Annotated in this window: 26 protein-coding genes and 1 tRNA gene; 7 read left to right on the forward strand and 20 right to left on the reverse strand. The window is 63.9% G+C overall.

Annotated elements, in window-relative coordinates; genetic code table 11:
* Positions 1–11: 11 nt before the first annotated feature.
* Positions 12–1553 (reverse strand): wax ester/triacylglycerol synthase family O-acyltransferase, encoded by a 1542-nt coding sequence (locus tag AQ12_RS02175; protein WP_048438207.1) that lies wholly within the window; start codon positions 1551–1553, stop codon positions 12–14.
* Between the two features lie 106 nt (positions 1554–1659).
* Here AQ12_RS02175 and AQ12_RS02180 point away from each other — a divergent pair, with 106 nt between their 5' ends.
* Positions 1660–1914 carry an acyl-CoA-binding protein gene (locus AQ12_RS02180; RefSeq protein ID WP_048438208.1) on the forward strand — a complete coding sequence of 85 codons (255 nt, stop codon included), beginning with the start codon at positions 1660–1662 and terminating at the stop codon, positions 1912–1914.
* A gap of 60 nt (positions 1915–1974) precedes the next feature.
* On the opposite strand, the gene AQ12_RS02185 is transcribed toward AQ12_RS02180, so the two are convergent.
* Genes AQ12_RS02185 through AQ12_RS02200 form a run of 4 tightly spaced genes read right to left on the reverse strand, consistent with a single transcriptional unit; the run spans position 1975 to position 6834 of the window.
* Positions 1975–3228 carry a CaiB/BaiF CoA-transferase family protein gene (locus tag AQ12_RS02185; RefSeq protein ID WP_048438209.1) on the reverse strand — a complete coding sequence of 418 codons (1254 nt, stop codon included), beginning with the start codon at positions 3226–3228 and terminating at the stop codon, positions 1975–1977.
* Positions 3229–3232: 4 nt separating this feature from the next.
* Entirely contained in the window at positions 3233–3643 is a 411-nt protein-coding gene (locus tag AQ12_RS02190) for a polyhydroxyalkanoic acid system family protein (RefSeq protein ID WP_048438210.1), read from the reverse strand.
* 33 nt (positions 3644–3676) lie between these two features.
* Positions 3677–4744, reverse strand: coding sequence for an aminopeptidase (locus tag AQ12_RS02195; protein ID WP_048438267.1), 1068 nt, complete (start codon positions 4742–4744; stop codon positions 3677–3679).
* A gap of 14 nt (positions 4745–4758) precedes the next feature.
* Complete coding sequence (locus tag AQ12_RS02200) at positions 4759–6834, reverse strand: molybdopterin-dependent oxidoreductase (protein ID WP_048438211.1); 2076 nt, start codon at positions 6832–6834, stop codon at positions 4759–4761.
* Positions 6835–6897: 63 nt separating this feature from the next.
* Here AQ12_RS02200 and AQ12_RS02205 point away from each other — a divergent pair, with 63 nt between their 5' ends.
* A complete protein-coding gene (locus tag AQ12_RS02205) occupies positions 6898–8028 on the forward strand; it encodes an ABC transporter substrate-binding protein (RefSeq protein ID WP_048438212.1) in 1131 nt (376 codons plus the stop codon).
* 4 nt (positions 8029–8032) lie between these two features.
* On the opposite strand, the gene argE is transcribed toward AQ12_RS02205, so the two are convergent.
* On the reverse strand, positions 8033–9208 hold the full coding sequence (gene argE / locus AQ12_RS02210) for an acetylornithine deacetylase (RefSeq protein WP_048438213.1): 1176 nt from the start codon (positions 9206–9208) through the stop codon (positions 8033–8035).
* A gap of 110 nt (positions 9209–9318) precedes the next feature.
* Here argE and AQ12_RS02215 point away from each other — a divergent pair, with 110 nt between their 5' ends.
* The gene (locus AQ12_RS02215; protein WP_048438214.1) at positions 9319–10515 is read left to right on the forward strand and encodes a M20 aminoacylase family protein; all 1197 of its coding nucleotides are present in this window, start codon (positions 9319–9321) and stop codon (positions 10513–10515) included.
* On the forward strand, positions 10512–11618 hold the full coding sequence (locus AQ12_RS02220; protein WP_193387948.1) for a M14 family metallopeptidase: 1107 nt from the start codon (positions 10512–10514) through the stop codon (positions 11616–11618). Before AQ12_RS02215 ends, AQ12_RS02220 begins: the two co-directional genes overlap by 4 nt.
* 28 nt (positions 11619–11646) lie before the next feature.
* On the opposite strand, the gene AQ12_RS02225 is transcribed toward AQ12_RS02220, so the two are convergent.
* The 3 genes from AQ12_RS02225 to AQ12_RS21900 are packed head-to-tail and all read right to left on the reverse strand — an operon-like array spanning position 11647 to position 14073.
* Complete coding sequence (locus AQ12_RS02225; RefSeq protein ID WP_048438215.1) at positions 11647–12420, reverse strand: type III pantothenate kinase; 774 nt, start codon at positions 12418–12420, stop codon at positions 11647–11649.
* 16 nt (positions 12421–12436) lie between these two features.
* Entirely contained in the window at positions 12437–13366 is a 930-nt protein-coding gene (locus tag AQ12_RS02230; RefSeq protein ID WP_048438216.1) for a hypothetical protein, read from the reverse strand.
* Between the two features lie 38 nt (positions 13367–13404).
* Positions 13405–14073 (reverse strand): helix-turn-helix domain-containing protein, encoded by a 669-nt coding sequence (locus AQ12_RS21900; protein ID WP_053076523.1) that lies wholly within the window; start codon positions 14071–14073, stop codon positions 13405–13407.
* 63 nt (positions 14074–14136) lie between these two features.
* Here AQ12_RS21900 and AQ12_RS02240 point away from each other — a divergent pair, with 63 nt between their 5' ends.
* Positions 14137–15480 carry a sensor histidine kinase KdpD gene (locus tag AQ12_RS02240; protein ID WP_238587625.1) on the forward strand — a complete coding sequence of 448 codons (1344 nt, stop codon included), beginning with the start codon at positions 14137–14139 and terminating at the stop codon, positions 15478–15480.
* A gap of 39 nt (positions 15481–15519) precedes the next feature.
* Positions 15520–16497, forward strand: a complete 978-nt coding sequence (locus AQ12_RS02245; RefSeq protein WP_048438218.1) for a response regulator — start codon at positions 15520–15522, stop codon at positions 16495–16497.
* Positions 16498–16512: 15 nt separating this feature from the next.
* Here AQ12_RS02245 and cqsA read toward each other — a convergent pair whose 3' ends face one another.
* The 3 genes from cqsA to AQ12_RS02260 all read right to left on the reverse strand — a co-directional run bounded on the left by cqsA (position 16513) and on the right by AQ12_RS02260 (position 21871).
* Positions 16513–17793, reverse strand: coding sequence for an alpha-hydroxyketone-type quorum-sensing autoinducer synthase (gene cqsA / locus AQ12_RS02250; protein WP_048438219.1), 1281 nt, complete (start codon positions 17791–17793; stop codon positions 16513–16515).
* A gap of 171 nt (positions 17794–17964) precedes the next feature.
* On the reverse strand, positions 17965–20751 hold the full coding sequence (gene secA, locus AQ12_RS02255) for a preprotein translocase subunit SecA (RefSeq protein WP_048438270.1): 2787 nt from the start codon (positions 20749–20751) through the stop codon (positions 17965–17967).
* Positions 20752–20881: 130 nt separating this feature from the next.
* A complete protein-coding gene (locus AQ12_RS02260) occupies positions 20882–21871 on the reverse strand; it encodes a M23 family metallopeptidase (RefSeq protein ID WP_048438220.1) in 990 nt (329 codons plus the stop codon).
* 54 nt (positions 21872–21925) lie between these two features.
* Between AQ12_RS02260 and AQ12_RS02265 the strand changes: the two genes are divergently transcribed.
* A complete protein-coding gene (locus AQ12_RS02265; protein ID WP_369798947.1) occupies positions 21926–22243 on the forward strand; it encodes a DciA family protein in 318 nt (105 codons plus the stop codon).
* A 19-nt stretch (positions 22244–22262) separates the two neighbouring features.
* Here AQ12_RS02265 and AQ12_RS02270 read toward each other — a convergent pair whose 3' ends face one another.
* From AQ12_RS02270 to AQ12_RS02305, 8 genes are all read right to left on the reverse strand, one after another.
* On the reverse strand, positions 22263–22682 hold the full coding sequence (locus tag AQ12_RS02270) for a polymer-forming cytoskeletal protein (RefSeq protein ID WP_048438221.1): 420 nt from the start codon (positions 22680–22682) through the stop codon (positions 22263–22265).
* The gene (locus AQ12_RS02275) at positions 22679–22948 is read right to left on the reverse strand and encodes a hypothetical protein (protein WP_048438222.1); all 270 of its coding nucleotides are present in this window, start codon (positions 22946–22948) and stop codon (positions 22679–22681) included. Before AQ12_RS02275 ends, AQ12_RS02270 begins: the two co-directional genes overlap by 4 nt.
* A 58-nt stretch (positions 22949–23006) precedes the next feature.
* Positions 23007–23612, reverse strand: coding sequence for a polymer-forming cytoskeletal protein (locus AQ12_RS02280; protein WP_048438223.1), 606 nt, complete (start codon positions 23610–23612; stop codon positions 23007–23009).
* Positions 23613–23636: 24 nt separating this feature from the next.
* A complete protein-coding gene (locus tag AQ12_RS02285) occupies positions 23637–24119 on the reverse strand; it encodes a polymer-forming cytoskeletal protein (protein WP_082151367.1) in 483 nt (160 codons plus the stop codon).
* Between the two features lie 20 nt (positions 24120–24139).
* Entirely contained in the window at positions 24140–24463 is a 324-nt protein-coding gene (locus AQ12_RS02290; RefSeq protein ID WP_152682641.1) for a hypothetical protein, read from the reverse strand.
* A gap of 47 nt (positions 24464–24510) precedes the next feature.
* Positions 24511–24843 carry a hypothetical protein gene (locus AQ12_RS02295; RefSeq protein ID WP_048438225.1) on the reverse strand — a complete coding sequence of 111 codons (333 nt, stop codon included), beginning with the start codon at positions 24841–24843 and terminating at the stop codon, positions 24511–24513.
* A gap of 16 nt (positions 24844–24859) precedes the next feature.
* A tRNA-Thr gene (locus AQ12_RS02300) sits at positions 24860–24935 on the reverse strand.
* 60 nt (positions 24936–24995) lie between these two features.
* Positions 24996–25517: a ClpXP protease specificity-enhancing factor gene (locus AQ12_RS02305; RefSeq protein WP_048438226.1), complete on the reverse strand. Its 522-nt coding sequence runs from the start codon at positions 25515–25517 to the stop codon at positions 24996–24998.
* Positions 25518–25520 lie beyond the last annotated feature (3 nt).

A 25520-nucleotide genomic window follows, 5' to 3' on the forward strand; every position in this document is an offset into this window, starting at 1 on the left:
TCACTGTGGCGTCACTCGCCCCAGGGCAGCATCAGCGTGACGATCGACAGCTTCGCAAACTCCGGCGTGAACTCATCGATGATCTTTTGCGGCTGCGGACACAGCGTGGTGTCGGTGATCACACCGAACTGCACGCCGCCGCCGTAACTCAGAATTGAAACGCCCAGCCCGATATCGCCGGACTGCGGCACCCAGAACATCGATTGCTCCAGCGTGGAGCCCAGCAGCTTGAGCTTCTCGCGCGGACCGGGCACGTTGGTCATGACGGCGGTGGTCTTCTTGCCGAACAGATTGAGCATCGCGTCCTGCGCGGGCTTGATCAACAGGCCAGCTACTGCCAGCAACCCGAACGCCAGCAGCGGCTGCGTGCTGCCCTTGAGCGCATTCATGCGCCTTCGCACTTCGTAAACGCGCTCGATCGGGTTTTCCATGCCGATCGGCAGCACCAGCGGCACGAGGCCGAAGCGGTTGCCCAGCTTGTAGGCCTGGTCCAGCGGCCGCAGGTTCACCGGAATCATGGCGCGGATTTCCTGGCCGGTGACGTCATCGCCCAGATGGCGCAGGTACTCACCGATGGCGCCGGCCACGCATGACAGCAGCACGTCGTTGATGGAGCAGTTGAGCGCCTTGCCCACTGCCTTGACTTCTTCCAGCGGCAGCGGCTCGCACCAGGCCACGCGTTTAGCCAGGCCCGGCTTGCCCTTCAGGCGCGTTTTCGAATCGTCGGGCATCAAGGCGAGCGCCGCTGCATCCGACAGGACCTGATACGCGAGCTTGGCGATATCGAGCGATCCGGCCATGCCCTTTTGCGGATCGCGCAGCATGCCCAGCGATTTGACGGCGCCCTCGCCTGCCGCACCCAAGGCCTTCACTGTCATGTCGGTGAATGGCTTGATCAGCGTGTCGGCGATCCAGTCTTCCGCGTTCTCGGCCACATGCTTGCGTTTGCGCTCGGGCGGCGGCGCGCCGCCATCGACCAGCGACATGGTGACCGAGATCAGCGCGATGCCATCGGCAATGCAGTGATGGATGCGAACCAGCATCGCACTGCCGCCCTGGTAGTCCTCGATCAGGTGAATCTGCCAGAGCGGATGCTGGTGATCGAGCGGCTGCATTGCCAGTTCGCCCACACGATCCTGCAGCGCCTGTTGTTCGTGGCCTTTGGCGTGCCGGGGGAGCTTTTCGCGCACGACGTGGCGCTCGATGTCGAAATCCTCGTCTTCGATCCAGGTCGCGCCCGCGGTGTCTTGTTCGACGCGCTGGCGAAAGCGTGCGTACTTGAGCAGCCGCTCCTGGACGCGCTGGCACAGGTCCTGGTAGCGGATGCCCGGCTGTATGGTCCAGACGCCCACGATCATCATCAGGTTGCTGGGTGTGTCCATGCGCAGCCACGCGGTATCGACCTTGGTCATGCGCTCGCCGGACATGCCCAGCATGCCGGTCGCAGCGCGCGACGCATTGCGCTGCACGTTGCGCACGGCCTTGCGCGCGGACTTGCCGGCTTTCTTCGCCACTTGCTGGGCCACTTGCTGGGCGACGATGCGGGTGACCATTCGGGGAGTCTCCGGGGGGTTGGGTGCTAGCCCCCTATTCTGGGCGCGCGGCTGGCCGTAAGATACCGCGAAGTTACCCGCACTGACTCATTGGAGGAACAATCACATGGCCGATCTCAATGCCGCATTCCAGGCAGCCGTTGCCAACTCGAAGAACCTCAGCGAGCGTCCAGACAACGCGACGCTGCTGAAAATCTACGGGTTGTACAAGCAGGCAACGGCCGGCGACAACTCCGAGAAGAAGCCGGGCTTTGGCGACATGGTCGGTCGCGCCAAGTGGGATGCATGGAACGGCTTGAAGGGCACGTCCAGCGACGACGCAATGCAGCAGTACGTGGATCTGATCGAGTCGCTGAGCTAGTTGGCTGTCATGCCGGGCTTGACCCGGCATCCACCGCGCAGCGGCTACGGCCGTCGAAATTCATGGATTGCCGGGTCGAGCCTCAGCCGGGTCTTGGGCCACAATCCCCCGCGCCTTCAACGCCTCGATCTGCTGCGCTGTCAACCCGATCTCGCGCAGCACATCGTCAGTGTCCTGACCCAGCGTCGGTGCGTTGCGCCTGTGGCCGCCGGGCGTGAGCGAGAGCTTGGGCACGATGCCCGGCACCGATAGCGTGCTGCCGTCGTCCATCGTCACCTGCGAGATCATCCCGCGCGCCAGGTAATGCGGGTCCGCCGCGATATCGGCAATCGTGTAGATCTTGCCGCTGGGCACCGATGCTGCGGCCAGCACCGAGAGCACGTCATCGACCGTGCGCGTGGCGGTCCACTGGCCGATCGCAGCATCAATTTCATCGACCCGCAGCACGCGGCCCGCGTTGTCGGCAAGGGCCGGGTCGGCTCCAAGATCGGCACGCCCGATCGCCGCCATCAGGCGCTTGAAAATGCTGTCACCGTTGCCTGCCACCAGCGCGTAACCATCCACGCAGCGATAAGCGTTTGTCGGGGCAATGCCAGGCAGCGCACTGCCGCTGGGCTGGCGCACCGCTCCAAACTCGCTGTACTCGGGCAGCAGGCTTTCCATGCAGTTGAACACTGCCTCGTACAAGGCCATGTCGATCACCTGGCCCTTGCCGCTTGCATGGCGATGGTGCAGGGCCAGCAGGATGCCGATCACGCCATGCAGCGCGGCCAGCGTGTCGCCGATGCTCACGCCGACTCGCACCGGCACGCGGCCCGGCTCGGCAGTGAGATGGCGCAGGCCGCCCATCGCCTCGGCCACGACACCGAATCCGGGCCGGTCCCGATAAGGCCCCGTCTGCCCGTAGCCACTGATGCGCAGCATGATGAGGCGCGGGTTCAGCGCCAGCAATGCATCCGGCCCCAGGCCCCAGCCTTCCATCGCACCGGGCCTGAAGTTTTCGATCAGCACATCGGCCTCGACGACCAGCTGCCGCACGATCTCCTGCGCCTGGCTGTCCTTCAAATCGAGGACCACCGATCGCTTGTTGCGCGACTGCACCTGCCACCACACCGACGTGCCGTCCTTGAGCAAGCGCCACTTTCGCAAAGGGTCGCCGCCGCCGGTGGATTCAATCTTGATGACGTCCGCGCCGAAGTCACCCAGCGTCTTGGCGGCAAAGGGGCCGGCGATCAGCTGGCCAAGTTCGACGACCTTCAGGCCGTCGAGCGGGCCGGGGCCGGGACCGGGACTGGCAGGGGTTGGCGAACTCACCGGGTCAGGCTTTCTTCTTTGGGGCGGATTTTTTCTCGGGCACCGCCTTGGCCGCCGCAGTCTTCGCCTCCTTCTTGCCTGCCGTGCGGCGCGCGACTTCCTCGTCGAACGCTTTCAGCGGTTCTTCCTGTGCAAGAAGCAGGTCGAGGTTCTTCACGATCTCGCTTTCGATCCGCTCGCGAAACGCGCCCAGCAGAAAGCCCAGGCGCGCATCGAGCGCGAAGTGGTCCTTGGTCACCTTCAGTTCGCCATTCACACCCGAGCGCGTGAAGCTCACGAGATCGGACGTCTTGCCCTCTTCATAGGTGCATTCCATGTCGAACCGCTCTTCGGCGAGTTCCGCCCAGCGGAAGGCGAGCTTGCGAGCTTCCGGCAAGCCCAGCGCGTGTTTTCGAGTGATGTGGATATCTGGCAACTCGAGTCTCCTGGTGTGTGTTGTTGTGGATCGCTATTGGGGCGTCTTCAATCGTGCGTGCCGCTGGTCCTTGCCCAGGGCCGCCAGCGACTTCGCCGCATCATAGAACCGCGTCCAGTCGCGGCCTTCGCGCGCGAACAGCGCCTCCAGTCCCGGGACGAGTTCATCGTAGGCGGCCTGTGTGCCGAACGCCGCGTTGTTCGCGCGCTCCACCCAGTGGTCGTAGCCGCGAAAGCGCGCGGGGTCTCCTCCCCAGCTGTCACGCAGCTTCGCGTACTGCTGGCGGAACTCGTCCATCGCAGCCTTTTTCTGCCGCTCACGCTCGTCGCCCTGCGTGGATTCGTAGATGGATTCGAGGCGCTTGCGGGTTGCGAGCGTGAGCTTGCGAAACTCAGTGCGGCGGCCGTCGTACTGCAGGTAGTCCTGCCGCGCAGGCGCTTGCGCCTGCGTCTCCAGCCAGCGTGCACCGCCCAGCCGCTCGACCGCAGTGGCGAACGACTCGTTGAACATCGTGTCGTTCTTTGCGTACACCACCTGGTGGGCCAGTTCATGAAAGATGATGCGGGCGAGTTCACCCTCGGGGTAGTTGATGAAGGTGTTGAGCAGCGGATCGCCGCCCGCCCAGTTCATCCACCCGAGCGTCGAATAGGCGGGCACCGGATACACCGCGGCCTCGAGGCCTTCGGCCCTGGCCTTGTCTGCTTCGGCACGCGCCTGCGCCTCGTCGAAGTAGCCCTTGTAGCCCACACATCCCGTCACCGGAAAGCACCACTGGCGCAGTGTCATGGAATAGGCCGGCGCGGCCACCACGTTCCACACCACCGCGTTGCGCTGCAGGTCCGCGTAGCGGCGATAGCTGGGGTTGTCGGGCAGTTTCAGTTCCTGCACCGCGAACGTGCGGATGCGCTGGCTGAGTGCGAGGCGCGCTTTCAGGCGCTCGGGCGCTTCCTTGTCGGCGATCCAGTCATCAACCGGCCGGGCCGCGCTCATCACCTTGAGATGGCCGCTGGCCGATTGCCAGTAATAGCCCAGGTTGGCGCAGCCCGTCATGCAAACCGTTGCCGCCAGCGCCGCCACCAATCCAGAACCCGCGATGGCCATGACGATCTTCTTCCTCACGCCGCCTGCACTTGAACGAGGCAGTCGTAGAACACCGGGCCACGCCCGATGTCGGTGAGCTTCTGGCTCGTGAGTTCATTGACGTTGGTGCCGTTCAGGCCGAGCTTGCGCCACCACACACCCAGGCCGTTGACGACGCCGGGCCGGGCGCGATCGGACACCTGCGCCCTGCACCGGTATTCGCCGCGGTCGTTGAAGACGCGAACCACTGCGCCGTTGTCGATGCCTCGGGCCGCTGCGTCAACCGCATGGATCTCCAGCAGCGGCTCGACTTCTGCCGCCTGCAGGCTCTTCACGTTGACGAAGGTTGAATTGAGAAAGTTGCGCGCCGGCGGCGAGATCATGGCCAGGGGGTACAGGGCCGAGCTTCCCGCTGTCTCGTAGTTCGGCAAATGGTCGGGCAAGCCATCCAGTCCCAGTTTCACGAGCCGCTCGCTGAAAAACTCGCACTTGCCCGATGGCGTTGGAAAGCGGCCTTCGGCGAACGGCGCGTCCGGGCCCGGCAAGCTGGCGTAGCCGGTCTCCAGCAGTGCATCGAAGCTCACCACATCGCCAAAGGCCGCGCGACAGATCGTGAGGTCGTCGTCTGCAAAGCACGGCTCCTCGTAGCCCATGCGCTGCGCCAGTTCGCGAAATATCTGCGTGTTGGTCTTTGATTCACCCACCGGCGCTATCGCAGGCCGGTTCAGCAGCACGTCGGTGTGGCCGTAGGCCGAGTGAATGTCCCAATGCTCCAGCTGTGTCGTTGCGGGCAAGACGTAGTCGGCGTAGTCAGCCGTGTCGGTCTGGAAGTGTTCGAGTACCACGGTGAACAGGTCTTCACGCGAAAAACCCGCCACCACCTTCGATGACTCGGGCGCGACCGCAACCGGGTTGCTGTTGTACACAACGAGCGCCTCGATCTTCGGCCCGAACTGCGCGGACGACTCACGCAGCAGGTCGTCGCCGATGGTGATCATGTTGATCGTGCGGGGGGTTCGCCCGGCCAGCAGGTCGGGGCGCTGCAAGGCCGCTTTTTCAGTCGGGAATTGTCCCGAGCTCGATAGCAGCAGGCCGCCCGCGCGATGGCGCCATGCACCGGTGAGCGCGGGCAGGCACGCGATCGCGCGAACCGCGTTCCCGCCGCCGCGCACACGCTGCATGCCGTAGTTCAAGCGAATCGCGGCAGGCTGTGTCGTGCCCCACGCGCGCGCGAGCATCCGCACCTGCTCGACCGGCACGCCGCAGGTCTGCGCGGCCCGCTCGGGCGTCCATGTGAGAGCGCGCTCGCGCAGCGCTTCCCACCCCAGCGTGTGCTGCGCAATGAAGTCGTGGTCGAGCCAGTCGTTTGCGATCAGCTCATGCATCACTGCGAGCGCAAGCGCCGCATCAGTTCCCGGTTTCAGCTGGATGTGCTCGTGGCACTTCTGCGCGGTTTCGGTGCGGCGCGGATCGATGCAGATCAGCGTGGCACCCGCGCGCTTGGCGATCTGTGCCTGCCGCCAGAAATGCAGGTTGCTGGTGATCGAGTTGCTGCCCCAGATCACGATCAGCTTCGACTCGGCGAAAAACTCGACGCGGGTTCCACCCTTGATGCCCAGCGTGTACAGCAGCGCTTCGCCGCCCGCGGTGGCGCAGATGGTGCGGTCCAGCAATGACGCACCGAGCTTGTGAAAAAAGCGCGCCGAAATGCTCTCGCCCTGAACGAGTCCCATGGTCCCGGCATAGCTGTAGGGAACGATCGCTTGCGGGTTGCGCGCGGCAATGGCCTTCAGGCGCGATGCGATGTCGTCGAGTGCAGATTCCCAACTCACCGGCTCGAACCGGCCCGACCCCTTGGGCCCGACGCGCCTGAGCGGATGCAGCAGGCGCTGCGGGTCATAGGTGCGCTCGGTGTAGCGCGAAACCTTGTTGCACAGCACGCCTTGCGTGTGGGCGTGGTCGGGGTTGCCCTGCACCTTCAGCGCGACGCCGTCCTGCACCGTCGTGATCAATGCGCAGGTGTCGGGGCAATCGTGGGGGCAGGCGCCGCGTACCTGCACCAGGCCGGTCGGCGTACCGGCGCTAGGGGAGATGCTGATGGCGCCGCTCATGTGGTAACCCTATAGTTCAAGCGAACAGCCATCGCATTTGAAAACGGCTGCGGGAGACAAGACATGCAGTTGATTCGTTCGTTGGCACAAGTTGCGATGGTAGCGGCCCTCGCGCTGGTTGGTGGGCACGGGGTGGCCCAGGAGGGCGTCACCAAAACCAGCATCGTGATCGGCCAGTCCACCGCGCTCATCGGTCCCGGCTCGGCATTGGCCGCGCCCTTTCACCAGGGCGCCAAGCTCTACTTTGACCGCGTCAACGCGGCCGGCGGCGTCGGCGGCCGCAAGATCGAACTGGTCGTGATGGACGACCGTGGCAACCCTGCCCTGACCGAAGCCAACACGAAGAAATTGCTGGAACAAGGGGTGCTGGCCCTGTTCGGCTATTACGGCTCTCCGCAAGTCACCAGGGCCTATCCGCTCATCAAGGACACCGAGGTCCTGATGTTCGCGCCGATGTCGGCTGCCGATGAGTTTCGCGGTGCCATGTATGCCAATGTGTTCTCGATCCGCCCAGGCTATGCCGAGGAATCCGCTGCCATCACGCGCCATGCGGAGACGCTGGGCGCGCGCAAGCTCGCCATCATTCATGCGGGCGACGGCGAGTCAATGGCTGCGCTGGACTCTGCCGAGCGGACCATGTCCAGCCTGGGCGCCAACCTGGTGGCCAAGGCTGCATTGGGCAGCGGCAGTTTTGCCAACAGCGTGGACAAGGCCATGGCCGCGAAGCCTGAATCGCTGCTGGTGATTGCCGATCCGAATGGCGCGGCGAACGTCATCCGCGACGCGCGCGCCAAGGGATTTCGCGGTCCGATCTATGCGTACTCCAACACCGGAGAGAGCTTGCTAGCAGAAGAACTTGGCGCAGCCGGGGCGGGCGTGGTGGTGGTGCGTGTGGTGCCCAAGAGCGACAACCCCAAGACGGCAGTCGTGCGCGAGTTGCTCGCAGACGCCGCGGCGGCCAAAGTCCCGAAAATCAATGTCTACATGGTCGAGGGCTACATCGCCGCGCGCATCTTCACCGAGGCGCTGCGCCGCATCCCGCGCGACCCGACGCGCGCTCGCCTGCGCAAGGCGATCGAAGGCCTGGACAACGTCAGCATCGGCGGCTTTCGCGTGCACTTCGCAGAAGACCGCGCGGGCTCCAGGCTGGTGGAACTGAGCCTGATCGACTCGCAGGGCAAGGTGCGCGAGTGAGGTTTCAACCGATTTCGCGACTCGCAGCCAGCCCTGCCATGAACTGCTCGCACTTCGCGAGCTGATCGAGGCTGACAAACTCATCGGGCTGGTGCGCCTGGTTGATGCTGCCGGGGCCGCAAACAACCGTCTTGATGCCAGACGCCTTGAACAGGCCCGCCTCGGTGCCGAAGGCGACTTCGGTCGTGCCCGCTGCGCCCGACAGCCGCAGCGCCAGCCGGGTTACGTCGTCATCAGCGGAACCCATGAAGCTGGGGATTTCGCAGATCGGCTCGAAGCTGAATCCGGCGTCGGGCGCCACACGCTTCATCGCAGGTTCCAGCGCGCGCGCATGGGCCAGCATCTCCTGCTGCATCGCGTGGGCATCGGCGGTCGGCAGGTTGCGAAATTCGTAGCGAAAGAACGCATCGCGCGGCACGACGTTGTCGGCGATGCCGCCATGGAACTGGCCGACGCTCGCGGTGGAAAACGGCACGTCGAAGCCTTCGTAGCGCGGCTCGCTGCGCTCGAAGCCTTCGGCCATGTCGCGCAGTTTGCCAACCAGCCGCGCGGCCATCTCGATCGCATTGACCGACTGCGGTGTGAGCGATGAGTGCGCCTCCTTGCCGCGCACGCAGCAGTGGTAGCGATAGACGCCCTTGTGCGCAATTGCAGGCACCATGCTGGTCGGCTCGCCGATGATGCAGGCCAGCGGCGACACGCCGGCATCGCGCATGTCGGCGATCAGGTCGCGCACGCCAAAGCAGCCGACTTCTTCGTCGTAGCTGAATGCGAAGTGGACCGCGAAGGGCGAGGGGCTGTTCAGGAATCTCTCGGCATTGGCCAGCGCAACGGCAATGAAGCTCTTCATGTCCGCCGAGCCGCGACCAAAGAGCTTGCCGTCACGAACGACTGCATCGGTCGGCCCTGTGGACCACTCCTGCCCGTCCCATGGCACCGTGTCCGTGTGACCAGAAAGTATCACTCCGGCAGGCTTGCCCTCGCCCAGGGTAGCGAACAGGTTCGCTTTTGTGCGCCCGGCGTCGTATGTCAGCCGGCTCTTGACGCCCACCCGCGCCAGCTCATCGCGGATGAAATGGATCAGTTCAAGGTTGGAATTGGCGCTGACCGTGTTCATGCGCACGAAGGTTTGCGCGAGTTCGAGGGCGCGCGGGGACACGGTGTTCTGTGTGAGGTCCATCACGCCATTCTCGCGGATTCATTGCCGCCTGAATGCGCTGCCATGCAGTGGCGCGAGGACGCGCGCGCGACTAGACTGGCGGACCCGATGCTTCCCAAGTTTCACCTGCCATGAACATCCTCGACTCTGTCGTCACGCAGGCTGCGGCCATCACCGCCATCCGACGTGACATCCACGCGCATCCCGAACTCTGCTTCCAGGAAAATCGCACCGCCGACGTGGTGGCCGCCAAACTCACAGAGTGGGGCATTCCCGTGCATCGCGGCATGGGCACGACCGGCGTTGTCGGCATCGTGAAGAACGGCACCAGTTCGCGCGCCGTGGGCCTTCGCGCCGACATGGACGCCCTGCCGATGCAGGAATTCAACACCTTCACCCACGCCAGCAAGCACGCCGGCAAGATGCATGCGTGCGGCCACGATGGGCACGTTGCCATGCTGCTGGCGGCTGCGCAGCACTTCGCCAAGAACCGCGACTTCGACGGTACCGTGTACCTGATCTTCCAGCCGGCTGAAGAAGGCGGCGGTGGCGCTCGCGAGATGATCAAGGACGGCCTCTTCGAGAAGTTTCCGATGGAAGCCGTGTTCGGCATGCACAACTGGCCGGGCTATGAGGTCGGCAAGTTTGCAGTGAGCGCAGGCCCGGTCATGGCATCGAGCAATGAATTCAAGATCACGATTCGCGGCAAGGGCAGCCACGCCGCATTGCCGCACAACGGCATCGACCCGGTGCCAATTGCCTGCGAGATGGTGCAGGCGTTCCAGACCATCATCAGCCGCAACAAGAAGCCGATCGACGCGGGTGTCGTGTCGGTCACGATGATCCACGCCGGCGAAGCGACCAATGTCGTTCCCGACAGCTGCGAGCTGCAAGGCACCGTGCGCACATTCACCATCGAGGTGCTGGACCTGATCGAGCGGCGCATGAAGCAGATCGCCGAACACCTGTGCGCCGCGCACGATGCGCAGTGCGAGTTCGAGTTCCATCGCAACTACCCGCCGACCATCAACTCGGCGGCCGAAGCGCAGTTCTCGCGCGAAGTGCTGGCATCCATCGTCGGTGCGCACAACGTGGTGGAGCAGGAGCCCACGATGGGCGCCGAAGACTTCGCGTACATGCTGCAAGCCAAGCCGGGTGCCTACTGCTTCATCGCCAATGGCGACGGCGCGCATCGCGAGATGGGTCATGGTGCGGGCCCCTGCATGCTGCACAACCCCAGCTACGACTTCAATGACGAACTGATCCCGCTGGGCGCGACCTACTGGGTTCGCCTGGCGCAAGAGTGGCTCGCGCGAGAGCGCACATGATGGGCGCGAAGGCACGCGACGCATTCTCATCTTCCTACGCGCAAGCTCGCACGCGGTTTCTCGAAGCAGCCGCCGCCGCGGGCCTGCGTGTCGAGAGCAGGATCCATCCTGAAAAGGGCCGCGATGGCGAAGAACTCGCGATGGACATTGCGCGAGATGGTGAGGCCGATACATCAAACCTGCTGGTGCTGTCCAGCGCCTGTCATGGCGCCGAGGGCTATTGCGGCAGCGGTGTGCAGGTGGCCGCGCTGGCCGATGCGCAGTGGCGCGAGCACGCCAGGAGCAAAGGTGTCGCGGTGCTTTACGTGCACGCGCTCAATCCGTATGGGTTCTCGCACGTCAGCCGTGTGACGCACGAGAACATCGACCTGAACCGCAACTTCCAGGACTTCAGCCAGCCGCTGCCGGTCAACAAGGCGTACCGGGAGATCCATCCACTGCTGCTGCCCCCCGAATGGCCGCCGAGCGCCCAAAACGAATCGGCGCTGCAGGCCTATATCGACAAGGTCGGCGTGCCTGCCTACCAGGCTGCGGTCTCGCAGGGACAGCATGAATTTCCGGACGGCATGTTCTTTGGTGGCACCGCGCCGTCATGGAGCAACACAGCGCTGCGCGATGTGCTGCGCGCCAACGGCAAGCGCGCCTCACGTATCGGCTGGATCGACATCCACACAGGGCTGGGTCCCAGCGGGCACGGCGAGCGCATCTTTGCCGGTCCCGATGACGAGGCCGCAGTCGCGCGTGCCAGGCGTTGGTGGGGCGGCGGCGGCCAGACGCCTGTCACCTCGATCTATGACGGCTCGTCGACTTCTGCCTTTCTCACAGGCCTGATGTGGAACGCCGCCCGCGAAGAATGCCCACGGGCCGAGTTCACGAGCATCGCGATGGAATATGGAACCGTGCCGGTGCTGGAAACCTTGCAGCGGCTGCGCGCGGACCACTGGCTGCGGCTGCATCCGCAAGCACCCGACGCACTGCGCAAGAAGATCAAGCAGGATGTGCTCGATGCGTTCTACACGGACACCGATACCTGGAAAGAACAGGTGCTCACGCAGGCGCGCGAAGCGATGGTGCAGGCGGTCGATGGATTGGCTTCGGCCTGATTCCGGACACTCCCGGCTGTCATGCCGGCTACCCCCCGGCAGCGCGGCGGTGCGCAATCTCCAGCAGCCCGTCGAATATCAATCCCTCGACCAGCTCGAAGTTCATGGAGATATGCGGTGACATCTTCCAGCCGGCGCCGCCCGTCATGTAACGCGCCGGCTCCTCGCCGCAGTGCGCCCGCAAGTGCTGCACCATGCGCTCGATCGCACCTGCAATCGCAAACGTGCCGCCGCTGGTGAGGGCGTCGCTGGTGTTGGTGGGAAACTCGCGGACCTCGCCCGTCGGCACGTGCAGCCCCGCCGTGCCCGACTCCAGCGCGCGCAGCATGATCCCGTGGCCCGGCAGGATCAATCCGCCCAGAAACCTGCCCTGGGTATCGACAGCTTCCACCGTGACTGCGGTGCCGACCATCACGACCACCATGGGTCGCGCGGGCCCGTGCGCCAACATGCGGTGACGTGCGCCGATCATCGCCACCCAGCGGTCGGCGCCCAGACGCGTGGGATGGTCATAGCCGTTGGACAGGCCCGCCTCGAACGGGCTGGCAACCACCCATTGGGTCGGCACGTCCCAAAGCTCCTCCATCTGCTCCTCGACCCGGCGCCGGATCGCATCGGCCGCAACGCAGCAGCCGATCATGCGGGTTGGCACTGGCAACGAGGCCCACGCACCCTCGGACAGCTGGTCGATGTTTTCCAGGAACTCGGCCCCGTTGGCAACCGGTACAGCGCCCGGCGTGGCCGACTCGTACAGCGCCCACTTCAGGCGCGTGTTGCCCACATCGATCGCAAGAAATGTCATGGAAGGTGCCGCGCCATCAGGCCGTGTTGACCTGGGCCGCCTGCAACTGCCGGCGCAGCGCGCTCAGGCTTTCGGCGAGCGTCTTTTCCTGGGAATGGAGCTGCGCGCAGTCGGCTGAAGCTTCCTTCATGGCGATTTGCAGTTCGCGGTGACTCTCCATCGCGGCATCGAGTGTGAAAGGCTGGGACTCCTGCGCGGCTGTCACTGCTTCCTGGACCGTCGCGCTCCAGTTGCGCAGCCGCGCGCTCACGCCTTGCTGCAGCGATTGGGCCAGCGCAGCGCGCCGGGCGGCAGCCGCTTGCCCGTGCTGATGCACCTGCTGCGCAGCTGCACTCACCTCCCGCAGCGCCTTCAGGCGCGACACCAGGATCTCGCAGCGTACCTCATCGTCGCGAATGAGCTTGCGCGCTTCTTCGTCGCTGGCTTGCGCCTCACGCGCCTTGAGCTGGTTGCGCATGTCCTGCAACCAGCGCGTGCCCTGGTCCTGCACTTTTTCGATCGCCTTGTATTCGACTTCAAGCTCGAGCAGGGCCAGGTCGGACGCCGGCGCTTTCTCCTGTTGCAGCTTCTGGGCTTTCTGTATTTCGTCGGCCAGCGGCCCGCATGCTTCCTGCAGGCGTGAAAAACGGGATGCGAACTCTTCGGTCGCCGACTTTGCCTTGCCGGTCACGCGGGCCCACAGTCCGTGGTTTTGCAGCAGGCCGAAATCCAGTTTGGGAAGCGATTTCGCCACCCGCGCCAGCTCGGACGTCATCGCCGAATAGTCACGATCCTTGCCTTGCTCCTTGAGGTCGTTTCGCAACTCCGCAATGCGCTTGACATGCTGGTGCGCTGCATCCGCGGCCATCTGGTTGAGCCACGCAGCCGGTGATGCAGCCGCCTTCGGCTTGACCTGCGCCAGCTTGGCTGGGGTCATGAGGGAGGCGGTGCGGTCGTGGTCTTCCATGGGCAGCCAAACTGTTGGACGTGCTGCAATATAGCCCGTTAAATTGCGCCCAGCCAGCAGGCGCGCTGGATGGCGGCCATCTTGTTGTCGACCTTGAGCTTGCCCATCGCATTGGCCAGGTGGTAGTTGACCGTTCGCTCGGTGCACTTCAGGAGCACCGAACTCTCACGCGCCGTGAGCCCCTGGAACGCAAGCACCAGGCATTCGCGCTCGCGCGGACTGAGGGTGGACCGCGCAGTGGCAATGCCGCGCTTGACCAGCGGCCAGATGTTCAGCGCCGACCAGGCCAGCGACGCCGCTTCGGCGCGGTCATTGAGTTCGCGCGGGCTGAACATGAAGCACTCGAATGCGCGGCCCGCCGGCAGCGAGAACTCAACGCGCACCACGGTCTGGAAGCCGTGCGCAAGCCACAGCAGGCGCCACCGGCTTGCGCCCAGGTGGTCCGACTTGGCGATGTGCTGCCATGCCACCAGCGGCGCGTCGGAATCGCGCCAGGGCGCGCCGAAGTCCCGGCTCTCGGCCAGGGCCTGCGCCGCATCTGCGACAAGGGGCGGATGGACCGCGACCACGTGCCTGTCCTCGCTGCTACCAAAGGGGTCGGGACCGAGTACGGCGACAGCTTCAACCGAAAACTCACGCAGCGCGCCAACCCAATCACTGAGCAGTCCATCCAGGCTGACGCTGTCAAAGTTAACAGGTAGCTGCATCGACGTGTTTTGAAAGAACCGGGACAATAGCACGCTCCTTCACACCCACATGATGCACCCCACGTGTCCCAAGAAAGCACTCGCGACGCCCGCGCGGGGATGATCGCCTCACCACAGGCGGCGCCCTCGCAGCCGTCGGCGTGGAGGCAATTGAGGCGATGGCTGCACGAGGAGGTGGTGGTGGCGCCGCTGGTGCCGGTGCTTCACCCGTCCCCGCTGCGCATGAAGGGGCTGGGCCTTTTCACGCTGATCGGGCACCCCCTTTTCTGGTTTGTCTGGGCCGTCTGGCTGCCCCAGCCCTACGAAAACCTGCCGCTGCGCATCTTCACGGCCGCAACCGGCCTCTTGCTCATCAGCAACCGCATCAGCAGCGACCCCACGAGTCGGGTCTCGGGCCAGGTGTTCACGGTGGTGTTCTGGTTCGAGCTGCCTTTTCTGTTTTGCTACATGTACCTGTGCAACAGTGGCAATCACGCGTGGCTCGCGAGCATGGCCGCGATGATCCTCACCTACTACTTCTGCACCGATTGGCGCATTGCGACGGTGGGCATTGCCCTGGGGGCCGTTGTCGCGAGGCTTTGCTTTGCAATCTGGGGACCGGATGTGCCGCCCATCACCGGCGACCTGCTGTGGACCAATCTCATGGTCATTGCTTTTTGCGTCAGCATGGGAATGCTGCTGGGCGTGTCGTCGGCGAACCTGCGGCGCGAACATCTGGCCCACACGCTGACCACCATGGGCATCATGGCGCACGAATTGCGAACCCCGCTGGCAACCATGGCCCTCATCGGCGATGCGGTTCGAGGCAGTGACCTGGACGGACAGTCCCGGGCGAGCGAGCAGCTCGACCAGCTGTCCGCGCGACTGCACATGCTGGTTCGCAACATGAACCACCAGATCGACATGCAGATCGCCAATGCGCGCCTCATGCGCTTGCCGGGCCACAAGGAAGCCGTCTCGGCCGCCGGCCTGGTTCGTGATGCGGTAGGCGGCTATCCGTTCAGGAGCATCCGCGAGCGGGAGTCGGTTGACCTGCACATCGCCGATGACTTCCGGTTCCAGGGTTCCCAGGCACTGTTCTCGCAGGTGCTGGACAACCTGATGAAGAACGCGCTCAGGTCGCTCGCCGCCGCCAGCAATGCGAGCAGGCCCGGAGACCTCACAATCGAAGTCCGTGCCGCCGGCGACAAGGGCCGGATCACCTTTTCGGACAAGGGGGTGGGCATCGCCCACGACATGCAGCCTCGAATTTTCGAGCCGTTTTTTTCGACTTACAGCGGTACCGGCCACGGCCTTGGGCTTGCCTTCTGCCATCAGGTTATTCACAGTGCGCGAGGCACCATCCGCGTCAGGTCCGAACCAGGGCAAGGCGCAACGTTCATCATCGAATTACCAATTCTCCCCTAGCATGAACACCCCACCTGCGCCCGAACTGCGGACTTCCCCATGAGCTTTCCCCTCTTCCATCGTCCCGGCACTGTCGTCTTTCTGGACGACGATCCGGACTACCTCGAAATGCTGTCGATGGTGCTGCCGCGCCAGTGGCACGTGAAGCTCTTCCTGCGGCCCGTCGAATGCATCAATTACCTCCAGCAGGAGCCGCCGTTCTGGGAAGCGGACGCGTGGAACCAGCAGCAATTGATTGACCAGTGGCGCGCCGGCAAGCCCCTGATTCCCCAGGTGCTGGGGTATTGGTCCAGGTACACCGAACGCTACGCGCTCACACGCGTGTGCGTGGTGGACTACTCGATGCCGGCGATGGACGGACTCACCGCCCTGGGCGAGCTGGTCGAATGGCCGGGCTCTCGCGTGCTGCTCACGGGCCAGGCCGATGAACAGGTCGCGGTGCGCGCCTTCAATCGCGGCCTGATCGACCAGTTCATCGCCAAGCAGACGCCCGACATCTCCCGCCGCCTGATCGATGCGGTGGAACACCTGCTGGGCACCCCCAACGCCCGTCATGCCCAGACCTGGCGCGTCACCCTCAGTCCCCAGCAGAACGCCCTTTTGCGGGTGCCCTCGGTGAGCCGCGACCTGCTCGCCATCGCGACCAAGAACTGGGTGGAGCACGTCGTCATCGGCGTACCGTTCGGCGTGCTCGGGATGGATGCTGCGGGCAAGGTGAGCTGGCTCCAGCTGGAAGCCCCCGATAGCCTGGCCGCGTTGGGTGAACTCGCTGAACTCGAAGGGCTGAGCCCGTCCCAGCTCGCAGACATCCGGTCGGGCCGCAAGCTCGCGGACCTTGAATTGCGCCAGGCCCTGGGCCGCACCGAGCCGCTTGAACTGGCGACCACGTTCCCGGTCGGGCAGGACAACGCGCTGCTCGGGGCGATGTTCAATGTGGACCCATCGCACTGCCCGGATCCGGCCAACGGATACACCGGATGGCTGGCCCGCCAGGACAAGCGCAAGGTGCAAGGCTGAGGGTTCGACGCCCCCTTACTCCGCCAGCGATGTCCGTTGACGCGCAGCGCGCCCACGGCGCGCAATCGGCCAGTCCCACGGCTTGACCAGCGCGGCGACTTCGCGCGCGGCCTGCTCCACATGGTCGAGCTCCGCTTCAGTGAGCCCTGCGCTCAATGTGAGTCGCACCATCGCGCGGTTCTTGCTGGTGGCTGGCGCGCAGAAAATGGATCCCACCACGCCCCGCTCTTCCAGGTGGTCGCGCAGCACCATCGCCGCCGATTCGGTTCCGGCTTCCAGTGAAATGATCTGCTCCGTCCCCTGATGAATCGGATAGCCCGCGTCAGCCAGGCTCGTGCGCAGGCGCTTCGTATTGGCGCGCAGGCGCGCACGGTCTTCGTCCGCCCTGCGGATCACACCCAGCGTCGCGGCCAGCCCGGCGATTTCATGGGGCAGCAGCGACGAGCTGAAGATGTTGGGGAAGGCAGAGATGAGCACGTAGTAACGCATGCTCGCAGGCGCTGTGAAAAAGCCCGCGCGGCCGGCGAATGCCTTGGCAAGGCTCGCGGTGATGAAGTGCACGCGGTGCGTGAGTCCCAGCTGCGCGCACAGGCCCGCGCCTTCAGGGCCATGGGTGCCCAGCGAATGGGACTCATCAACGACGATGGTCGCACCGTGCTTCTCGGCCACCTCGACAACCTCCAGCAGGGGGCATAACGCACCTGTCGTGCTGTAGACAGAGTCCACCACCACCACGCCAGGGCCGTGGGTTGCAAGCATCCGGTCGAGGTGCACAGGGTCGTTGTGGCGAAATGCATGGGCCGGTGCCTTCGCCGCCCTCGCCCCTTCCCAGAGCGACATGTGCGCGAGGCTGTCGAGGTAAACCGGGGTCTGCTCATCCGCAATGATTTGCAGCAGGCCGATATTGGCCGCGTAGCCCGACTGGCACAGAAATCCATCCTCCTTGCAAAGCCAGGCGGCCATGGCTTTTTCGAATGCATGCGCAGGATGGCCGTCCAGCAGGAAGACGCCCGACTGCACCACCGCTTCGGTGTCGTGGCGCAGTGCGCTGACCTGGGCCGCGACGATTTCAGGATGGCCGGTCACACCGAGGTAGTCGTTTCCATCCAGGCGGACGGCGCCGGGGCCGGTCTGCTTGCCGTGCAGGACGAATTTGCCGCCCCACTGCTCCTTCCAGCGCGCGCTGAACTCGCGGTCGATACGGCTTCTAAGACCCGCAGGCAGGGCGGGTTCACGGACCGGGTGAGAGGTTGCAACAGGGGCGGGGGACGGCTCCTTGCCAACGACGACTTCCATGGGGCACCTTTTTAGTAATACTGGTGCCTTGATTGAAGAGGTAATCGCGCAATGGCGCGGTCGAACCCCTGTCAACATTGACAGGGGTCATTTGTAAAGGCGTCAGCTTGTAGCAGGAATACTACAAGAAAATGAACACTTATTACCTATAAAAAATGAATTTGTGGAAGCTCAAACAAGCTTGCCGTGGCATTGTTTGTATTTCTTGCCACTTCCGCATGGGCATGGATCATTGCGACCCACACGCGGCAAATCGGCGGCGGCCGCAGCCAGGCCCATCAGCCCGCCAGCCGGTGGAAGGCGAGTCGTGGACGCATCCACAACGGTCTCGACCTCACCGGTTTCCGTCGGCGCGGTGTAGGTCACATTCGAAATGCGTTCAGCCCGGCTTTCAAGGTCTTCAGCGGCTTGCTCGAGCTGCTCGCCCGACTGCACCTGAACTGTCATCAAGGTCTTGGTGACTTCGTTCTTGACCGAGTCGAGCAGCTGGCCGAACAGCTCGAACGCCTCGCGCTTGTATTCCTGCTTGGGCTGCTTCTGCGCGTAGCCACGCAGGTGAATGCCCTGGCGCAGGTAATCGAGCGCAGCCAGATGCTCGCGCCAATGGGTGTCGATGCTTTGCAGCAGGACGATCCGCTCGAACTGCGTGAAGTTCTCAGGGCCCACCTGCTCGACCTTCGAGTCGAATGCTTCGTTAGCGGCCTTGAGCACGGTTTCCAGGATCTCTTCGTCGGTGATGCTGCTGGACTCCTGCACGGCCTTTTGCAGCTGCAGGTCGATCTTCCACTCCTCGGCCAGGACCTTCTCCAGGCCCGGCAGGTCCCACTGCTCTTCCACTGTCTCGACGGGCACGTACTGATGTGCGAGATCGGTGAAGCAGCCTTCGCGCAGCGATGCGATCTGCGCGCCGAGATTGGTTGCGTCCAGGATGTCGTTGCGCTGCTGGTAGATCACCTTGCGCTGGTCGTTGGACACGTCGTCGTATTCGAGCAACTGCTTGCGAATGTCGAAGTTGCGCGCTTCCACCTTGCGCTGGGCGCTTTCGATGCTGCGCGTCACGATGCCCGCTTCGATGGCTTCGCCATCGGGCATCTTCAGCCGTTCCATGATCGCCTTGACCCTGTCCCCTGCGAAGATGCGCATCAGCGGATCGTCCAGGCTCAGGTAGAAGCGCGAAGACCCCGGGTCGCCCTGGCGCGCTGAGCGCCCGCGCAGCTGGTTGTCGATGCGCCGGCTTTCGTGGCGCTCGGTTGCGATGATGCGCAGGCCGCCGACGGCCTTGACCGCCTCGTGCTCTTTCTGCCAGTCGGCGCGCAGCTGCGCAATGCGCGAGGCTTTGGTGCCTGCGTCGAGGGACTCATCGAATTCGATCGCCTCGATGGCCTTGGAAATATTGCCGCCGAGCACGATGTCGGTGCCGCGACCCGCCATGTTGGTGGCGATGGTGATCATCTTCGGGCGGCCCGCCTGCGCCACGATCTCGGCTTCGCGCGCATGCTGCTTCGCGTTAAGGACCTGGTGCGGCAGGTTCGCCTTGTTGAGCAGCTCGTCAATGATTTCGGAGTTCTCGATCGACGTCGTGCCCACCAGCACCGGCTGGCCGCGGTCGTAGCACTCGCGGATGTCCGTGATCGCCGCCTCGTATTTTTCGCGGTTCGTCTTGTACACCCGGTCGAGCTGGTCCTGGCGCAGGTTCGGCCTGTTCTGCGGAATCACCATGGTTTCCAGGCCGTAGATTTCCTGGAACTCGTACGCCTCGGTATCAGCAGTGCCGGTCATGCCGGAGAGCTTGCGGTACAGGCGGAAGTAATTCTGGAACGTGATCGATGCGAGCGTCTGGTTCTCGGGCTGGATCGAGACACCTTCCTTGGCTTCAACAGCCTGGTGCAGGCCATCGCTCCAGCGGCGGCCGGTCATCAGGCGGCCGGTGAATTCATCAACGATGACGACTTCGCCGTCCTGCACGACATAGTGCTGGTCGCGGTGATACAGGTGATTGGCACGCAGCGCTGCATTGAGGTGATGCATCAGCGTGATGTTGGCCGGGTCGTACAGCGACGCGCCTTCGGGAATCAGTCCCAGGTTGAAGAGGATGCGCTCGGCGTTCTCGTGTCCCTGCTCGGTCAGAAACACCTGGTGGGTCTTCTCGTCCACTGTGAAATCACCGGCGCGAATGATGCCCTCGCCCGTGCGCGGATCGGCTTCGCCTTCCTGCTTGGACAACAGCGGCACCACGCGATTGATGGCAATGTAGAGGTCGGTATGGTCCTCGGCCTGGCCGCTGATGATGAGCGGCGTGCGGGCTTCGTCGATCAGGATGGAATCGACCTCATCGACGATCGCGTAGTTCAGGCCGCGCTGCACGCGGTCGGCAACTTCGTAGACCATGTTGTCGCGCAGGTAGTCGAAGCCAAATTCATTGTTGGTGCCGTACGTGATGTCCGAGCGATAGGCCGCCTGCTTTTCCTCGCGCGACATGTTCGGCAGGTTCACCCCGACAGTCATGCCCAGGAAGTTGTAGAGCTTGGCCATCCACTGCGCATCGCGATTGGCGAGGTAGTCATTGACCGTGACGACGTGAACGCCGTTGCCTGTGAGTGCATTGAGGTAGACGGGCAGCGTGGCGGTGAGCGTCTTGCCTTCACCCGTTCCCATTTCGGCGATCTTGCCGTTATGCAGCGCCATGCCGCCTTGCATCTGCACGTCGAAGTGGCGCATCTTCATTGCGCGCCGCGAGGCTTCGCGCACCACGGCGAACGCATCTTCAAGGAGATCGTCCAGCGTTTCGCCCTTGGCAAGGCGTGCCTTGAACTCGTCTGTCTTGCCCCGGAGCTCGTCGTCGCTCAACTTCTCGACTTGCGGCTCCATGGCGTTGATGCGGTCGACGGCCTTGCGGTATTGCTTGAGCAGGCGGTCGTTGCGGGAACCGAAAATTTGTGTGAGGAGGTTCTTGGCCATCGATGCGAAGCGGCTTGCCGCGGCCACGGGTGGTGCGGCAGGACAGCGCGATTCCCTATTTGTTGTCAGGAGTCAAGGTGGGGGCGCCTTCAGCCAATCCAAGGCCGAAGGCAGCGCGGAACCGGCAATTTTACCTGCCGATGGCAGCCTGTTGGGGCACGCGGGAAGACGACGGCGCCAACTTCGCCAGCTGGGTGCCCTGTGCATGGGTCAAGTTGTTGCCAGCCATCAGGAATTTTTGCGGGTCCTGCGGGATACCTTGCACCATCACCTCGAAATGCAGGTGAGGTCCGGTGGAGCGGCCGGTGGTGCCGACCTCGGCGATCTTCTGGCCACGCTTGACGAGGTCACCGGTCTTGACCCAGGTACGCGACGCGTGGGCATAGCGGGTCACGAGGTTGTTGCCGTGGTCGATTTCGACCATGTTTCCATATGCGGGATGGGCTTCCTGCGTGACCACGACACCCCCTGCGGCAGCCAGGATCGGCGTGCCGGGGTCTGCCTGGAAGTCGAGCCCCGTGTGCAACGCAGAACGGCCGGTGAACGGGTCCAGGCGCCAGCCGAACGAAGAGCCCAGATGGCTGCCCTTGACCGGCTGCTGCGTGGGAATCATCTTGTTGCGGATGTGCTGGTCAAAGAGCCGCGACTCCATCACCGTCATCACGTCGGTGTGGCGGCCGGTGAGCTTTTCGAGGTCGTCCAGCGTGGCTTGCAACTCCACCATGGAAAGCGGGCGACCCGAGACCAGCGCGCCGCCCTGGCCAGCCGGCACCTTCAGGTCGGCGGTGTTGATGCCGGCGAGACCCGATACGCGCTCGCCCAATGCTTCGAGCTGCACCATGCGCGCCTGCATTTCGCCCAGCTTGCGGGCCATGACATCGAGGTTCTCGCGCATGAACCTGTCACGCTGCTCGAACTCATCCTTGACCACCAGCTTCACGAGCGTGCCAACGATGGGCCAGCCTTCGCGCGCACCCTTGAGAAACACCCAGTGATACATGCCTGCGGCCAGCATCATCATGAGCAGCGAAAGCCCGACCACCGCGACAACCAGCTTGGTGCCGCTCAGGTGCACGGCGCGGCTTTTGGCCAGCCATGCATCCGTGATAATGAAATGCACTGTTTATCCCCTCACGTCATCTCGTCAGCTTTTTAGAATTCATCCCACCGACTCATGGACCGCCGCCCTTTGGACCGCCGCCTGCATCCCGTCTCGCTCCAGCAGGCCGCCGGAGAGTCGCCGATGCTCGCGCAACTCGCGCAACTCGCTCGCGAATCCGGTGAACGGCTCAAGGCGGTGGAACAGCTGATACCAGCACCGCTGCGGTCCGCCATCCGGCCCGGCCCCATCGATGGCGAGGCCTGGTGCCTGCTGGTGGACACCAGCGCCGGGGCCGCAAAACTCAGGCAGGTGGTGCCTGCCTTGATAGCTCATCTGCGAGCCCGGGGGACGCAGGTTACCTCAATTCGCCTGAAGGTCGAAGTACGCTAAAAGCAATCATTTCGCCCGCCTATCTCAGGGTGTCGCCCTGCCCCTCGATCACACCGCGATATTCCAGCTTGCCTCGCACCTTGGCTCGTGGATGGATGTCCAGCACATCGTCGTAGCTTGCATCGCCCAGCAGCGTTCCGGAACCGGTGATTTCGAGCGACTTGCGCGCGACCACAGACCCGCTGACCTTGCCCTCGATGTAGATGTAATCGGCCTCCAGCCGGGTGTTGTGCACCACGCCCGTCGCGCCGATATGGATCGTGCCGCCTTCTCCGAACATGATGTTGCCTTCCAGCACGCCGTCGATCTTGATGCCCAGGTCGAGCGGCGACTGGAAGTGCCCCGTGAACACCGCCCCTTCGGCCACCAGGCTGGAAATCGCCGAAAGCTTGTCCACGGGCACCAGGCGGGGCGTGGTCGGTTGCGGTTTGCTGCTCATTTCTTCTCCTGTGGAGGTAGGTTTGGAGTCAATGACGGTTTCAGGACGATACCTTCAGGCGCGACCTGCACGAACGACCGATCGGGTTGCAGGCTTGACGGGACATGTCCCAGCAGGGCCGCCGCCAGCACCGGCAGGCACCACCGCGTGAGCAGCCACTCGACCCATCGCCAGGCGCGGCGCCGAAGACCCACGCGCATGTCGCGGCGCCAGCTCGCCTGCAGCGCAGCCTGGCGCAACACTTCGCTTGAAGGAACGGCCTGCACGGCGGTTGTCAGCGCGCAAGGCAAAAGCCCGGGGCAACGGCGACAGGGCCATGCGCGCTCACGGCATCACCCCGGTTTCTGGATCTGCTTGCGGTGGTTGAGTGGGCTGCGGCGCGACTGGCGCAATTGGCGCAGACGCGGTGGACGCGGCGGTCGCTCTTGCAGGCGCTCGCTCCAGTGTTGCGTTCAGGTCGCTGCCATTGACCTGCAAGCGGAAGTAGCGAACGTGACCGGACACGTTGGCCGAGTCGTGCAGCGACACGGAACCTCCGGTCGCATCGAGCAGCCCTTCGGTTCGGCCCATCACGGAAATCTGGTCGGCAACGATGTCGCCTTTGACATGTCCGGTCTCTGTGACGACAACCGTGATCTTTGCTTCGGGCGCCTGGGTCAGGTTGCCCTGCACACGGCCCTTGACGGTGCAAACCCCGGTGAGAACGGCATTGCCCTCGAAGTTCAGGCCGTCTGCAATTTCGCTTTTTGAAAGGCCCGACTCGTCCGTTCGTTCGGAAGATCGGCCTTCAACCGGCGCACCTCCGAGCACGGGCATCTTCCTGGCTTGACCCGGCATCTTGCTGCCCAGCGGCACCTGTGAAGGGCTGCCCTGGCGGTCCGGGCTGTCATCGGGGCTGTCGTCATGGTTCGAGTTGCGCGTGTCGGACATGGCGGGAACCCCTTTTTGTCAATTTCAAAAATTGCCGGACTGAAATCCTGCGGACGACGCCGCCGGTGAAGCCGGGTGCAAAGGCGCGACCCGGTCATCGAGCACCGGCAGAGACCTTTCCGAACGCAATGTCGTGAAGGGTCCTCGCAAGTCTGCACCTTCGTAAAGCATCAGGTGATGCGCGGTCAGGATGCCCGTGGTCACGCCGGTGTTGGCAACATACAGCGTGCCAAGGCATTCGACCATGGTTTCGCCAGGATCTGCCCCGAGCTCGCCCAGTTGCCCGAAGACATACATGTCGCCCAGCACCCGGATCTTTCCCCTGATGACACCGCCTGTCCAGACGATGACGCGGCCGTTCACCTGCACATCTCCGCCCAGCCGGCCTTGCACCAGCACACCGCCTTCGAACAGCAGGTTGCCCGCCAGGTTCGTGCCACAGGCAATGCGATTGACCACGTTCATCGCGACCGGGTCGATCGTGAGGACGTCTTCGGATGACTTCATGCGGATCGCCTGACTCTGGCTCAGAGATAAAAGAAAGTCCAAGCCAGCGCAGCAGCGACTTCCAGTGCGAGCAGGCCCAGAGCGGTGACCGCCAGCACCAACCCATGGCGTTCGAGCCACAGCCTCGCTGCAGAGGGCCGCTTGCGCACGCGGCCAACCCACTCACCTTCATTGCGAAGAAGCACCCACTCCATCCAGTTGCGACCGGGGATACGGCGGGAGTCGCGCATGTCGATGCTCAGGCCGGTCGATGCGTAGTCGCGCGGCTGCATGCGCGTGCCCAGCACGACGCTCATCGGAGGGCCAACGATGGAGTAAGTGAAATTCAGGTCGGTCGGGTCCAAAACGCGCCTTCCTTACCGATCAGTCCGGCGTGCAGCGGGTGTCTCGATCAGCCCGGCGCCAGGCCTGGTGCGCGCGACAGGCGCCGCGCATCGAGCAGCTGTCGCTCGATGGGCACCAGCTCGTCGTCGATCTTGCGAATTTCGCTGTAGTAGCGAAACCGCTGTACGCGATCGGTCTCGGAGGCGAGCTGGGTGCGGATGGCATCGGCCTCGGACCGCAGGCGCATGGCCTGGTCACGCAGGGCGACCGCTTCGTCCGGGCTCATTTCCACCGGCGGATTGGGGCGCTTGCCGATCTGGTCAAGCCAGGAGCCGTACTCGACCGAGGCGCAGGCCGGAAGGAGGGCCACGAAGGAAAGCAGGAGAAGTAGTTTCTTCATGGTGCGCCTGGTTGACTGGTGCCGATTATCGGATTCGAACTGATGACCTACCGCTTACAAGGCGGTTGCTCTACCAACTGAGCTAAATCGGCGATGGAAAAGATTCTAAAGCGCTCGCGAGGGAAACTGCGCGAGCACGCTGGGTTGCGTCGTTACTTCACGCGCTTCAAGGCAGGCCGCGGGCCGGTCGGCGGTCTCGGCGGATCGGTGTCGTGGCCTTCGTCTCCTGCAGCGGAATGATCCGGCGAAACAAGCTGGACCACCTTGGCGTCGTCGCTTGCCTGCGTAATGCCGGCAGCGGGCACGCTGGAAAGCGGCGACGGTTTGGCCGCCTCTTGGCCACCGCTTGCCGCCACCGGTACGGGGAACGCCATGCCCTGGCCGTTCTCGCGTGCATAGATGGCGATGACACGGCTCACCGGAACCATGATGTCGCGCGCACTGCCAGCGAAACGGGCCTTGAACTCGATGAAATCGTTGCCCAGCTTGAGCGAACTCGTCGCATCGAAGCTGATGTTGAGCACGATCTCGCCATTCTTCACGTACTCGCGCGGCACCTGCACCGTGTCATCGACCAGCACGGCGACATACGGCGTCAGGCCGTTGTCGGTGCACCAGTCGTACAGGGCGCGGATGAGGTACGGACGTGTCGAAGTGGATTCGAGGGCGTTCATGAG

The organism is Caenimonas sp. SL110 (assembly GCF_001044395.1).
Classification (GTDB): Bacteria; Pseudomonadota; Gammaproteobacteria; order Burkholderiales; family Burkholderiaceae_C; genus Ramlibacter.

Bases quoted from the DNA above. Each gene is read 5' to 3' on its own strand.
- AQ12_RS02175 (WP_048438207.1), bottom strand. From the start codon at position 1,553: ATGGTCACCCGCATCGTCGCCCAGCAAGTGGCCCAGCAAGTGGCGAAG.
- AQ12_RS02305 (WP_048438226.1), bottom strand. From the start codon at position 25,517: ATGAACGCCCTCGAATCCACTTCGACACGTCCGTACCTCATCCGCGCC.
- secA (WP_048438270.1), bottom strand. From the start codon at position 20,751: ATGGCCAAGAACCTCCTCACACAAATTTTCGGTTCCCGCAACGACCGC.
- AQ12_RS02245 (WP_048438218.1), top strand. From the start codon at position 15,520: ATGAGCTTTCCCCTCTTCCATCGTCCCGGCACTGTCGTCTTTCTGGAC.
- AQ12_RS02265 (WP_369798947.1), top strand. From the start codon at position 21,926: ATGGACCGCCGCCCTTTGGACCGCCGCCTGCATCCCGTCTCGCTCCAG.
- AQ12_RS02180 (WP_048438208.1), top strand. From the start codon at position 1,660: ATGGCCGATCTCAATGCCGCATTCCAGGCAGCCGTTGCCAACTCGAAG.
- AQ12_RS02230 (WP_048438216.1), bottom strand. From the start codon at position 13,366: ATGGAAGACCACGACCGCACCGCCTCCCTCATGACCCCAGCCAAGCTG.
- AQ12_RS21900 (WP_053076523.1), bottom strand. From the start codon at position 14,073: ATGCAGCTACCTGTTAACTTTGACAGCGTCAGCCTGGATGGACTGCTC.
- AQ12_RS02205 (WP_048438212.1), top strand. From the start codon at position 6,898: ATGCAGTTGATTCGTTCGTTGGCACAAGTTGCGATGGTAGCGGCCCTC.
- AQ12_RS02200 (WP_048438211.1), bottom strand. From the start codon at position 6,834: ATGAGCGGCGCCATCAGCATCTCCCCTAGCGCCGGTACGCCGACCGGC.
- AQ12_RS02220 (WP_193387948.1), top strand. From the start codon at position 10,512: ATGATGGGCGCGAAGGCACGCGACGCATTCTCATCTTCCTACGCGCAA.
- AQ12_RS02295 (WP_048438225.1), bottom strand. From the start codon at position 24,843: ATGAAGAAACTACTTCTCCTGCTTTCCTTCGTGGCCCTCCTTCCGGCC.
- AQ12_RS02280 (WP_048438223.1), bottom strand. From the start codon at position 23,612: ATGTCCGACACGCGCAACTCGAACCATGACGACAGCCCCGATGACAGC.
- AQ12_RS02195 (WP_048438267.1), bottom strand. From the start codon at position 4,744: ATGGCCATCGCGGGTTCTGGATTGGTGGCGGCGCTGGCGGCAACGGTT.
- AQ12_RS02225 (WP_048438215.1), bottom strand. From the start codon at position 12,420: ATGACATTTCTTGCGATCGATGTGGGCAACACGCGCCTGAAGTGGGCG.
- AQ12_RS02285 (WP_082151367.1), bottom strand. From the start codon at position 24,119: ATGAAGTCATCCGAAGACGTCCTCACGATCGACCCGGTCGCGATGAAC.
- AQ12_RS02215 (WP_048438214.1), top strand. From the start codon at position 9,319: ATGAACATCCTCGACTCTGTCGTCACGCAGGCTGCGGCCATCACCGCC.
- cqsA (WP_048438219.1), bottom strand. From the start codon at position 17,793: ATGGAAGTCGTCGTTGGCAAGGAGCCGTCCCCCGCCCCTGTTGCAACC.
- argE (WP_048438213.1), bottom strand. From the start codon at position 9,208: ATGGACCTCACACAGAACACCGTGTCCCCGCGCGCCCTCGAACTCGCG.
- AQ12_RS02270 (WP_048438221.1), bottom strand. From the start codon at position 22,682: ATGAGCAGCAAACCGCAACCGACCACGCCCCGCCTGGTGCCCGTGGAC.